Source organism: Nonomuraea sp. B208 (genome assembly GCF_057536035.1).
The window spans coordinates 288,524-300,761 of record NZ_BAAJOU010000030.1 but is presented as its reverse complement, the minus strand read 5'-3'; the positions used below and the strand labels follow the sequence as shown (position 1 = coordinate 300,761).

Sequence of the window (12,238 nt, the reverse complement as noted above, 5' to 3'; positions counted from 1 at the left end):
CAGTGGAAGACTGAGGGACATGCACATCGTGTCACTCGCCGGCGGCATCGGCGGCGCCCGTTTCCTGCGCGGTCTGCGCGCGACCGAGCCGGACGCCACGATCACCGTGATCGGCAACACCGGTGACGACATCACGCTGTTCGGGCTGCGGGTCTGCCCCGACCTCGACACCGTGATGTACACCCTGGGCGGCGGCATCGACGAGGAGCAGGGCTGGGGCCGGGCCAAGGAGTCCCACGTGGTCAAGGAGGAGCTGGCCGCGTACGGCGTGGAGCCGCAGTGGTTCGGCCTCGGCGACCGCGACTTCGCCACCCACATCGTCCGCTCGCAGATGCTGGAGGCCGGCTACCCGCTCTCGCAGATCACCGAGGCGCTGTGCACGCGCTGGCAGCCGGGCGTGCGCCTGCTGCCGATGACCGACGACCGCTGCGAGACCCACGTGGTGATCGAGGACGAGCGCGGCAAGCGCGCCGTGCACTTCCAGGAGTGGTGGGTACGGCTGCGCGCCTCGGTGCCCGCCCAGTCGTTCGCGCTGGTGGGGGTCGATCAGGCGAAGCCGGCGCCGGGCGTGCTCGACGCGATCCGGCAGGCCGACGTGGTGATCCTGCCGCCGTCCAACCCGGTTGTGAGCATCGGCACCATCCTCCAGGTGCCGGGGATCCGCGAGGCGCTGCTGCCCAAGACCGTCGTCGGAGTGTCGCCGATCATCGGCGGCGCTCCGGTGCGCGGCATGGCCGACGCCTGCCTGACCGCCATCGGCGTGGAGACGAGCGCGCAGGCCGTGCTGGAGCTCTACGGCTCCGACCTGATCGACGGCTGGCTCGTGGCCGAGGAGGACGCCGGGGTGGCGCTCGACGGCGTACGGGTCGTGGCCCGTCCCATCCTCATGCACGACGCCGAGGCCGCGGCCGGCATCGCCCGCACCGCACTCGACCTGGCCCTGGAGCTCTCCCGATGACCCTGACCCCCCAGCAGCCCCCCACCGTCGAGGTGATCGCCGTCCAGGGCATCGGCGAGGTGCGCGAGGGCGACGACGTGGCCGCCCTGCTGGCCGGCGCCGAGGTGCGTGACGGCGACATCGTCGTGGTCACCTCCAAGATCGTGAGCAAGGCCGAGGGCCGCGTCCGCCGCGCCCCCGACCGCTCCCGGGCCATCGCCGACGAGACCGAGCGCGTGGTCGCCCGGCGCGGCGACACCGTGATCTCCCAGACCCGGCACGGCTTCGTAATGGCCGCCGCCGGGGTCGACGCCTCCAACACCGAGCCGGGCACCGTCCTGCTCCTGCCCAAGGACCCGGACGCCTCGGCCCGGCGCATCCGGGCGGGCCTCGCGGAGCGAACGGGGGTGCGGACCGGGGTGATCGTCTCCGACACGTTCGGCCGGCCGTGGCGCAACGGGCTGACCGACGTGGCGATCGGCGTGGCGGGCGTGCGCCCGCTCGACGACTTCCGCGGCCGGTCCGACGCCTACGGCAACGAGCTGAGCGCGACCGTGACGGCGCTGGCCGACGAGATCGCCGGCGCGGCCGAGCTGGTCAAGGGCAAGCTCGACGGGGTGCCGGTGGCGATCGTCCGCGGGCTCGCCCACCTGGTGACCGACGACGAAGGCCCGGGGGTCGCGCCGCTGGTGCGCCCGGCCGACGAGGACCTGTTCCGCTACGGCTCGCGGGACGTCGTCTTCGCGCGCCGTACGATCAGGGAGTTCTCCGCCGAGCCCGTCGATCCGCAGGCCGTGCGGCGGGCGGTGGCGGCGGGCATCGCCGCGCCCGCGCCGCACCACACCACGCCGTGGCGGTTCGTGCTGGTCGAGTCGCCCGAGACGCGTACGAAACTGCTCGACGCGATGCGCGAGGCGTGGATCGCCGACCTCCGGGGCGACGGTTTCAGCGAGGAGTCGATCGCCAAGCGGGTGCGCCGGGGCGACGTGCTGCGCAACGCGCCCTACCTGGTGGTGCCGTGCCTGGTGATGGAGGGCTCGCACACCTACCGCGACGAGCGGCGCAACGCCGCCGAGCGGGAGATGTTCGTGGTGGCGACCGGCGCGGGGGTGGAGAACTTCCTCATCCAGCTGGCCGTCGAGGGGCTGGGCTCGGCGTGGGTGTCGTCCACGATGTTCTGCCGGCCGGTGGTGCGCGAGGTGCTCGACCTGCCCGCCGCTTGGGACCCGATGGGCTGCGTGGCCGTGGGGCACGCCGCCGCGCCGCCGCGTGACCGGGCGCCGCGCGATCCGGCCGATTTCATCGTGACGCGCTGACCTGGCCGTACTGACCGGAGCCCGCACACCCGGTCAGCCGGGCCATTTACCGTTAGGAAAGTTTCCTTTACATTTGGAGCATCCCCCCATGTAAAGGAGCCGCTTTCATGCGAAGGATGCTCACGTTGGTCGCCGTGGCGGCGATGGCCATCGCCGCCACGGTCTTCAACACCGGCCCCGCCCTGGCTCACGGCTACGTCAACTCGCCGCCCAGCCGGCAGGCCAACTGCGCCCAGGGCAAGGTGCCCGACTGCGGCAACATCGTCTACGAGCCGCAGAGCGTCGAGGGCCCGAAGGGCCTGCGCACCTGCAACGCCAACCTGGGCCAGTTCGCCCAGCTCAACGACGACAGCAAGCCCTGGCCCGTGGCCTCGGTGGGCACCACGGTGACCTTCACCTGGACGTTCACCGCCCGGCACGCGACCGCGAACTACCAGTACTACATCGGCAACACCAAGGTCGCCGAGTTCAGCGGCAACAACCAGCAGCCGCCCGCGACGGTCTCGCACACCGTGAACCTGTCCGGCTTCACCGGCCGCCAGAAGGTCCTGGCGATCTGGAACATCTCCGACACCGCCAACGCCTTCTACTCCTGCATCGACCTGCAGGTCGGCGGGGGCGGCAACCCGTCCCCGACCGCCACCCCCACCGTGACCAGGACGCCCACCCCGACGGCGACGCCGACCACCACCGCCCCGTCGGGCACGTGGCGCGCGGGCGTGGCGTACGCGGTCGGCAACACGGTCACCTACAACGGCGTCACCTACCGGTGCGTCCAGGCCCACACCTCGCTCGCCGGGTGGGAGCCGCCGAACGTGCCGGCGCTCTGGCAGCGCGTGTGACCCGCTGACCGGGAAGGGGACGCTCCGCCAGGGGCGTCCCCTTTCTCATGCGGCCTCTTTTATGCGGGGGGCTTGCAGGTGGGGTGGCACAGGCGGCGGGCCAGCGCCGCGAGGAAGACGTCGATGATCTCGTCCGGCCGCTGCGCCTCGTGCAGGGAGCCGTTCGTGGCGGCGGTGATCTGGCCGAGCGCCGCGCGGTCCACGCCGGAGCCGAAGGCGATGACGATGATCTGCACCGGCCGGTCGGGCCGCCACTCGCGGCGCAGCGTGTCCACCAGCCGCTCGCGGCTGATGCCCTTGCCGTCGTCCTTGCCCGCCGTGATCACCAGCAGCGTGTTGTTCATCTCCTCGCGGTACTCGCCGCTCACCCGGCGGAAGCCGCTGAGCACGGCGTCGTAGAGCGAGCTCGCCCGCGTGGGGTGGGCGGTGATACTGGCGGTGGCCTCCTCCAGGCGGCTGCGCCGGACGACCTGCCCGCGTTCCGGCTCGTTGATCGGCCCGAGCCCGACCAGCTCCCGGTAGCCCCTGACCTGCCCCAGCCCGCCGGCGAACTCCCACAGCCCCATGTGCGTGGACACCGGGAAGAGCTGGAGCCCGATCCTGGCGGCCTCCAGCGCCACCTGCACGCGGGTGCTGCCCTTCAGCGGCTCGGCCATGTGCTTGCTGGTGTCGGCCAGCACCAGGATGTTGGTGGGCGGGGCGAGCCGGCTCCAGGCGCGCAGCGCCTCGTCGATGTCCTGCGGCGTGACGGACGTACGCACCTTGGGGGCGGCCGTGGGGAGCAGCGGCCCCGGCGAGATCGGCCCCTCCTTGCCGTCGCCCGACCGGAACCCGGCCCGCCGCACGATCTGCTGCGCCTCCGGCCCCGTCAGCCAGTCGGCGAACGCGGTGGACGCCTCGGCCGCCACCGGGTCGGTGGCGGTGACGACGTAGGGGTAGTCGAGGTCGATGGTCCCCTCGCGCGGGTGCAGCGCCACGACCGGGTCGGCGGAGGGCCGCCGGTTGTGGTTCCACACGGACTGCTCGGGCACGATGACCACCGGCCGCTGCCAGAACGTACGGTCGTCCACGGCCGCCAGCATGCTGCGGTAGTCGGGGGCCGACCCCGCCTGCGCCCAGCGGACGAACGCGGTCAGCGCCTTGTCGGCCTCGGGGCCGGTGCCGACCACGTCGCGGGCGGCGGCCACGGTCGCGATGCCCGCCCCGGCCAGCGAGGGGTCGGGCACGCGTACGACGTCGGGCTCCTCGTCCGTGGGCGTCAGCCGCCCGCGCGCGGTGGACGGGAAGACCATCCGCCAGTTCATCTCGGTGTTGCCCACGGAGAAGCGCCGCGCCAGCGACTGCCGCGTGGCGAACACCAGCGGCGAGGTCGCGACGACGCTCTCCCCGGACGGCAGCGAGCTGGCCCCCTGCTGGCGGGCCAGCCGGATCCAGGCCGAGGAGTCGGCGATCCACCCGTCGGGCCGCTCGCGCAGCACGCCCGCGCGGTCGCCGATGAGCGTGCGCAGGACGGTGGCCGGCGGCTGCTCGGTCACCTGGACGAGCACGCACCGGCCGCCCACGGACGCCTTGGTGTCGTTGAACCGCCCGGCCGCCTCCATGACGGCGGGCGCGACGTCCACCGCCGCCGCGACGCTGACCAGCACAGGCTCCCGTGTGGAGCACAGCGCGCCCGCGCCGCCGAACACCACGGTCAGCGAGGCGACGACGATGGCCACGGCCGCGAGCCCGGCCAGCACGCCACGCCGTAACGCCTTCTTGCGCCGCTGCTCGGTGGAGAGCGCGGCGCGATGCCGACCCAACCGCACGTGCCGATTCTGTCAGGGACCCGCACTCGGGGCGCAACCCGTTGTTAGAACAAGTTACAACTAGGCGAGCGGCAGCACCCGCCGCACGCTCTGGCACACGCCGTCGCTCGCCGCCGAGGCGGCCAGCCGCTCCGCCGACGGGACGCCGTACTCGGTGGTGCGCTGGCGCACCGGCCGCCCGGTGACCTCCACCATGGCGCGCAGCTCGCTGATGGTCTTGTACGAGCCGTTCTCCGAGCCCGCCATGCGGCTGATGGTCTCCTCCATGAGCGTGCCGCCGAGGTCGTTGACGCCGCCCTGGAGCACCTGCCGGCACAGGTCGTCCTGGAGCTTCACCCACGAGCACTGGATGTTGCCGATCGCGCCGTGCAGCAGGATCCTGGCCAGGGCGTGCACCGCCCGGTTCTCGCGCGCCGTGGGGCCGGGGCGGGCGATGCCGGCCAGGTAGATCGGCGCGCTCGTGTGCACGAACGGCAGCAGCACGAACTCCGAGAACCCGCCGGTCTCCTCCTGCAGCCGCCGGATCAGCTTGATGTGCCTGACCCAGTGCAGGTGGTTGTCCACGTGGCCGTACATCATCGTGGACGTGGTCGGGATGCCCACCTTGTGTGCCGTGGTGATGACGTCGATCCACTCCTTGGCCGGCAGCTTGCCCTTGGTGAGCACCCAGCGCACGTCGTCGTCCAGGATCTCGGCCGCCGTGCCCGGCAGCGAGTCCACCCCGGCCTCCTTGGCGGCCTCCAGCCACTCCCGTACGGACAGGTTCGTCCTGGACGCCCCGTTGATGACCTCCATCGGGGAGAAGGCGTGCACGTGCATGTCGGGCGTGCGGGCCTTCACCGCCTTCGCGATGTCGAAGTACGCGGTCCCCGGCAGGTCGGGGTGGATGCCGCCCTGCATGCACACCTCGGTCGCGCCGGCCTCCCACGCCTCCTGCGCCCGGTCGGCCACCTGGTCCAGGCTCAGCGTGTACGCGTCCGCGTCCGTACGCCGCTGCGCGAACGCGCAGAACCGGCAGCCGGTGTAGCAGACGTTGGTGAAGTTGATGTTCCTGTTGACCACGTAGGTGACGTCGTCGCCGGCCGCCTGCCGCCGCAGGTCGTCGGCGATGGCGGCCAGCTCCTCCAGCGCCTCCCCGTCCGCGCCGAGCAGCGCCACGGCCTCGTCGTCGGTGAGCCCGGCCGGGTCGGCCGCCGCCCTGCGCAGCGCCTGCCGCACGTCGCCGGGCGTCGTGGGCGTCGCCGTGCCGAGGCGGTCCTTCAGCGCCTCCCAGTCGCCGTAGACGTGGTCGAAGTCGGCGCGCCGGTCGTGCGTGCGCCCGTCGGTGTCCACCTCGACGTGCAGGTCCACCCGTCCGGCCGGGACGAAGCCGCCGTCCGGCTCCTGCCACGGGCGGCCTTCGAGCACGGCGTCCTCGCGGGCCAGGCCGGTCGCCGGGTCGGCGAGCGCGGCCACGTGGGCGGACAGGCGCGGGTCCAGCCAGGGCTCGCCGGCCAGCACGTACTCGGGGTAGATGGTCAGGCGCTCGCGCAGCGCGAACCCGGCGGCGGCGGTGCGGGCCGCCAGCTCCTCGATCTGCGGCCAGGGCCGCTCGGGGTTGACGTGGTCGGGGGTGAGCGGGGAGACGCCGCCCCAGTCGTCGATGCCGGCGCGGAGCATGAGCGCGTACTCGGCGTCCACCAGGTTCGGCGGGGCCTGGACGCGGGCCTTCGGGCCGAGCACCAGGCGCGTGACGGCGATGGTGGCGGCCAGCTCCTGGAGGTCGGCGTCCGGCATGCCGCGCATCGCGGTGTCCGGCTTGGCGCGGAAGTTCTGGACGATGACCTCCTGGACGCCGCCGTACTCGCGGGCCACCCGCCGGATCGCGAAGATCGACTCGGCCCGGTCCTGGACGGTCTCCCCGATCCCGATGAGGATGCCGGTGGTGAACGGCACGTTGCTGCGCCCGGCGTCCTCCAGCACCCGCAGCCGCACCGCCGGGTCCTTGTCCGGCGAGCCGTAGTGGGGCTGCCCCTTCTCCTCGAACAACCGCCGCGACGTCGTCTCCAGCATCATCCCCATGGACGGCGCGACGGGCTTGAGCCGCTGCAGGTCCCGCCAGCTCATCACCCCGGGGTTGAGGTGCGGCAGCAACCCGGTCTCCTCCAGCACCCTGATCGCCATGGCCCGCACGTACGACAGCGTGTCGTCGTAGCCGTGCGCGTCCAGCCACTCGCGGGCCTGGTGCCAGCGGTCCTCCGGCCGGTCCCCCAGCGTGAACAACGCCTCCTTGCACCCCATCGCCGCGCCCTGCCTGGCGATCTCCAGCACCTCGTCCGGGCTCAGGAAGGGCGAGTCAAGCTTGTGCGGCGCGGTGGCGAACGTGCAGTAGCCGCACCGGTCCCGGCACAACCTGGTCAGCGGGATGAACACCTTCCTGCTGTAGGTGACGACGCCGGGCCGTCCTGCGGCCTCGAGGCCGGCGTCGCGGACGCGGGAGGCGTGCTCAAGGAGGGCGTCGAGGTGCTCGTCCCGCGCGTGCAGCAGCACGGTCGCCTCGGTGACGTCGAGGGTCTTGCCGTCACGGGCGCGGGCGAGAGCGCGGCGGAGCGCGGAATCGTTCACGGGATCCATACAGGCACAGTACGGCGCGCTGAGTTCACCACCCGCACCCAGGGTCGGTCAAAACGCCCGAAAGTCGCGCGCCGGCATGCGCGGCCCCCGGGCCGGCGGCCGCAGCCCCGACAGCCACACCAGCACCGTCGCCCGGTGCCGATGCCCCTCGTACGGCTCCAGCAGCCGCAACATGCCGGAATCGTCGGTCTTCTCCCCCGTCAGCGCGTAGCCGACCAGCTTGGCCAGATGGAAGTCACCCACGCTCACCGCGTCGGGATCGCCGAACGCACGCTGCCGCACCTCGGCGGAGGTCCACACCCCGACGCCGGGCAGCGCGCGCAGCAGCCGGTCGAGCTCCTGCGTGGTGCGGGCCGCCTCCAGCTTGGCGGCGTGCCACGCGGCGGTCGCGATCGTACGGGCCCGCACCGCCTCCGCGCCCGCCCGGTGCCAGTGCCAGGAGGGGATCTGCCGCCATACGGCCGGCTCGGGGATCACCCGCATGCCCTCGGGGGCCGGGCCGGGGGCGGGCTCGCCGTAGTGGTGGAGCAGCCAGCGCCAGGCCCGCCAGGCTTCCCGGCCCACCACCTTCTGCTCCAGCACGGCCGGCACCAGGGCCTCCATGACGCGGCCGGTGCGGCCGATGCGCAGGCCGGGGTGGCGGCGTACGACGTCGGCCAGCACCTCGTGCCTGACGCTGAACCCGGACCGGTCGTCCTCGGCCCCGAGCAGCGCCGGCAGGGTCTCCAGCGCCCACTCCGCGCCGGGCCCCCACGCCTGCCCGAGCACCTCGCCGCCCGCGACGCTCACCCGGAGCGTGCAGGGGCCGGAGGGCGCCCTGGAGGTGCGCCACAGGGCCCCGTCGGCGGTCCGCCGCCAGGCGGGATCGCCGCCGCCGCGCCGGTGCGGCTGCAACGCCAGCCCGACGTCGAGCGGCCCGTCCGGCGTCCACCTGCGCTCCCTCACCCCTTCAGTGTGCCGCGCCGGCCGGAGTGGAGCGGCCCCTCGGGATCGCGGTACGGGCCACGGCGCCGGCCCCCGTGATCTAGTCTGGCCAACGGTCGTGCGGGGCGAGATGGGCGGGATGGCGATGACACCGGCGCAGCCTGGCTACAGGGTCGGCGGACGTTACCGGCTGGTCGCCCTGCTCGGGTCCGGCGGGTTCGGGCGGGTCTGGCGGGCGTACGACGAGGTCCTGGACGTCGAGGTGGCGGTCAAGGAGCTGCACCTGCTGCCCGGGATGTCCCAGGCGGAGCAGGACAAGCGGCTGGAACGCGCCGCCCGCGAGGCCCGCAACGCCGTCCGGTTACGGACCCACGAGAACATCCTGGCCATCTACGACGTCGTCCCCGACGGCCTGCCCTGGATCGTGATGGAGCTGATCGACGGCTGCTCGCTGGCCGAGCACCTCGACGAGCACGGACCGCTGCCGGTGGAGCGGGCCGCCCACGTCGCCGGCGCGCTGCTGGCGGCGCTCGGCGCGGCGCACCGGGCCGGCATCGTGCACCGCGACGTCAAGCCCGCCAACGTCATGCTCTCCACGGACGGCAGGGTCCTGCTCACCGACTTCGGGATCGCGCTCCACACCACCGACACCACCCTGACGGCCACCGGGATGCTCGTCGGCTCGCCCGAGTACATGGCCCCCGAGCGGCTGCGCGGCACCGACGGGCTACCCGCCGGCGATCTGTTCTCCCTCGGCGCGACCCTCTACCAGGCCGTCGAGGGCGTCTCCCCGTTCCGCCGCGACACCCAGCCGGCGGCGCTGACCGCGGTCCTGCTGGAGGAGCCGCCGCCGCCGCGACGGGCGGGCCGGCTCGCGCCGCTCATCACCCGGCTGCTCGACAAGGACCCGGGCAACCGGCCGACCGTCGAGCAGGCGCTGGCCATGCTCGGCGAGCGGCGGCCGGGCGTGGACCGCACGAGAATCCTCCCGCCGCCGGAGCAGGCCCCCGAGCGGGCCCCCGAGCGGGCCCCCGAGCGGGCATGGCAGCGCAAGGGCGTCGCGGCGATGACGGCGGTCATCCTGGCGCTCGGCGTCCTCGGCCTCGCGAGGGCGCTCGACGTCCTCGACGTCCGGGGGTTCCGCGGCCCCTGGGACTACATCGGCCACATCGTGTCCCACCACGCCTTATGGGGCCTCGCCCTGGCGGTCCTCCTCGTCGTCGAGCACGGCCTGGCCGGCCTGCTGTGCGCCCGGGCGGCCCGGTTCCTCCGGCCGCTCGCCGGTGAGACCGTCGCCGCCATCGGGGCCCTCGCCGGGTTCGTGGCCGGCGCCGGCGCCGTGTTCTACGCCTTCGACGGCATGGCCGTCCTGCTGGCGAAGCTGGGCATCAGGTACGGCGACCGGATCTGGGTGATCCCGTTGGTCGTGATCACCACCGTCCTGGTCCTGCTGGGAGGCTGGGCCTGGGAGTCGAGGAAGTCACGCCGTCTCCCGGCCCCGGCCTCTCAGACGTCGCTGGAGTAGCGGAGCGCGCGTTCGGGCAGCTCGATGCCCGGCCAGACGCGTACGCCGTCCTGGAGCTCGTTGCCCGGCCCGACCACGGCGCCGTCGCCGATCACCGCGCCGCGCACCACCGTGCCCGCGCAGACCCGCGCGCCCTTGCCCAGCACCGAGTCGGTGACCTCCGCGCCCGTCTCGATCACGCAGTCGTCGCTCAGCACCGAGCCGGTCACGATGGCTCCGGCCTCGACGACTGCCCGCGCGCCGACCGTGGTGCCGCCCTCGACCTTGGCCGTCGGCGCGACCACGGCCCCGGGCAGCGCGAGGAACTCGCCCGCCGGCCCCGGCACGGCCGGGGAGTCCAGGCGGCCCAGCACCAGGTCACGCGAGCCCTGCACGAACGCGGCCGGAGTGCCGACGTCGAGCCAGTAGGTGCGGGTGGCGTAGCCGAGCACCAGCTCTCCCGCCTCGATCAGCCCCGGGAACGTCTGCCGCTCGACCGACACCACCTCGTCCTTGGGGATCGAGTCGATGACCGAGCGGGTGAAGACGTAGCAGCCGGCGTTGATGCGGTTGGTGACCGGCTCGGGAGTCTTCTCCAGGAAGGCCGTGACCCGCCCGTCGTCGTCCGTCGGGACGCAGCCGAAGCGGGACGGATCGTCGACCTCCGTCAGATGGAGCGTTACAGCGGCCTGCCGCGCGCGGTGCAGGCGCACCTGTTCGCCGATGTCGTGGCCGGAGAGGATGTCGCCGTTGAGCACGAGCACCGGGTCGGACGGCCCCGCGGTGAGCGCCTCGGCCGCGTTGCGGATGGCTCCGCCGGTGCCGAGGGGGGTCTCTTCCGTCATGTAGCTGAGGGAGAGCCCGAACGCCGCGCCGTCGCCGAAGGCCGGCTCGAACATGGACGCCTTGTAGGAGGTCGCGAAGACGATCCGGCGGACGCCGAACGATCGCGCACGGGCCAACTGGTGGGCCAGGAACGGCACCCCGGCAGTCGGCAGCAGCGGCTTGGGCGTGCCCAGTGTCAGCGGGCGCAGGCGCGTGCCCTGCCCCCCAACCAGGAGGATCGCCTCGAGGTCTGGCAAAGAGCTCTCCATCATTCCGTGAGGTTACCGAACTATTCGATCGCGCGTTGATAGGCGCTGAGGTGCGCCTCGGCCGAGGCGTCCCAGGTGAACTCGCGGGCGCGGGCGAGGCCCGCCTCCTGGAGCTGCTTTCTCCGCTCGGCCGAGGCGAGGAGCCCGCCGAGCGCGTCCGCGATGCTGTCGGAGTCGGGCTCGGTGTAGGCGACCGCGTCGCCGCCCACCTCCGGCAGCGAGGTGCGGTGCGTGGTGAGCACGGGCGCGCCGCAGGCCATGGCCTCCAGCACCGGCAGCCCGAACCCCTCGCCGCGCGAGGGGAAGGCCACCACGAGCGCGCCGCCGAGGAAGCCCGGCAGGTCGGGGCCGTGCAGGTAGCCGGGCCTGATGACGCGGACGGTGGCCTCGACCTCCCGGCAGGCGGCGTCCACGTCGTTCTCGTGCACGCCGCCGCCGATCACGAGCGCGGGCGGCTTGTCCAGCGCCTTGACCGCCGAGGCGAACCCGCGGATGAGGTTGGGCACGTTCTTGCGCGGGTCGAGGTTGCCGAGGAAGGCGACGTACGGCTGCCCGTGCAGCCCGAGGCGCAGCGCGGCCCGGCGGATCTCGTCCTCGCTCGGCGGGTGGAACAGCGCGAGGTCGACGCCGTGGTAGGCGACGTCGATGCTGGTGGGGTCGGCGGACAGCACGCGGACGAGCTCGTCCCTGGTGGCCTTGGACGGCACGATCACCCGCTTGGCGCGGCGCACGGCGGTGCGGGTGGCCGAGCGGAAGAACGACGCGCGGGGGCCGTGCTGGTCGGCCTCGGCGAACCAGGTCGCGTCGTGCACCGTCACGACGGTCGGGATGCCGGAGCCGAGCGGGATCGAGTAGTAGGGAGCGTGGATCACGTTCGCGCCGGCGTGGCGGGCGAGCAGCGGCAGGCTGCTCTGCTCCCAGGCGAGCCTGGCCGCCCGGTTGGTCAGCGAGACGGGCCCCGGGATGACGTTCGCGCTGGGCGCGAGGCGCCGGTAGCGTTCGGCGTCGGCACGCTGGCATGCGACAGCGACATCGGCGCCGGCCCGGTGCAGGGCAGCGACGAGCCCGTCCACGTAGCGGGTAAGCGCGCCGCGGTCGGCGGGAACCGCCGCCGCATCGACGAGCACACGAGGCATACGCAGATCTTCTCCCCTCAAGATCAACGTGGGACTGAACGTCCCCCTCTGTAGTTCAGCTTAT

General features: G+C 73.2%; 9 protein-coding genes. 4 read left to right on the top strand and 5 right to left on the bottom strand.

What is annotated here, in order from left to right:
- Window positions 1–19 precede the first annotated feature (19 nt).
- From cofD to AC27IY_RS42975, 3 genes are all read left to right on the top strand, one after another.
- The gene (gene cofD / locus AC27IY_RS42985; protein WP_344210246.1) at window positions 20–958 is read left to right on the top strand and encodes a 2-phospho-L-lactate transferase; all 939 of its coding nucleotides are present in this window, start codon (window positions 20–22) and stop codon (window positions 956–958) included.
- Entirely contained in the window at window positions 955–2,253 is a 1,299-nt protein-coding gene (locus AC27IY_RS42980; protein WP_487181539.1) for a coenzyme F420-0:L-glutamate ligase, read from the top strand. The genes cofD and AC27IY_RS42980 overlap by 4 nt, the downstream gene beginning before the upstream one ends.
- Before the next feature lie 107 nt (window positions 2,254–2,360).
- Complete coding sequence (locus AC27IY_RS42975) at window positions 2,361–3,095, top strand: lytic polysaccharide monooxygenase (protein ID WP_364449869.1); 735 nt, start codon at window positions 2,361–2,363, stop codon at window positions 3,093–3,095.
- A 59-nt stretch (window positions 3,096–3,154) separates the two neighbouring features.
- On the opposite strand, the gene AC27IY_RS42970 is transcribed toward AC27IY_RS42975, so the two are convergent.
- Genes AC27IY_RS42970 through AC27IY_RS42960 form a run of 3 tightly spaced genes read right to left on the bottom strand, consistent with a single transcriptional unit; the run spans window position 3,155 to window position 8,461 of the window.
- Complete coding sequence (locus AC27IY_RS42970; protein WP_487181538.1) at window positions 3,155–4,903, bottom strand: substrate-binding and VWA domain-containing protein; 1,749 nt, start codon at window positions 4,901–4,903, stop codon at window positions 3,155–3,157.
- Between the two features lie 60 nt (window positions 4,904–4,963).
- The gene (locus AC27IY_RS42965) at window positions 4,964–7,516 is read right to left on the bottom strand and encodes a bifunctional FO biosynthesis protein CofGH (RefSeq protein WP_423443519.1); all 2,553 of its coding nucleotides are present in this window, start codon (window positions 7,514–7,516) and stop codon (window positions 4,964–4,966) included.
- A 48-nt stretch (window positions 7,517–7,564) separates the two neighbouring features.
- Window positions 7,565–8,461, bottom strand: a complete 897-nt coding sequence (locus tag AC27IY_RS42960; RefSeq protein ID WP_487181537.1) for a DNA-3-methyladenine glycosylase family protein — start codon at window positions 8,459–8,461, stop codon at window positions 7,565–7,567.
- Window positions 8,462–8,579: 118 nt separating this feature from the next.
- On the opposite strand from AC27IY_RS42960, the gene AC27IY_RS42955 reads away from it, so the two are divergent.
- Window positions 8,580–9,965, top strand: coding sequence for a serine/threonine-protein kinase (locus tag AC27IY_RS42955; RefSeq protein WP_487181536.1), 1,386 nt, complete (start codon window positions 8,580–8,582; stop codon window positions 9,963–9,965).
- Here AC27IY_RS42955 and manB read toward each other — a convergent pair.
- Together manB and AC27IY_RS42945 are read right to left on the bottom strand one after the other, a co-directional pair.
- A complete protein-coding gene (gene manB, locus AC27IY_RS42950; RefSeq protein WP_425565142.1) occupies window positions 9,947–11,026 on the bottom strand; it encodes a mannose-1-phosphate guanylyltransferase in 1,080 nt (359 codons plus the stop codon). The two genes, AC27IY_RS42955 and manB, sit on opposite strands and share 19 nt — an antisense overlap.
- Before the next feature lie 32 nt (window positions 11,027–11,058).
- Entirely contained in the window at window positions 11,059–12,174 is a 1,116-nt protein-coding gene (locus AC27IY_RS42945; RefSeq protein WP_487181535.1) for a glycosyltransferase family 4 protein, read from the bottom strand.
- Window positions 12,175–12,238 lie beyond the last annotated feature (64 nt).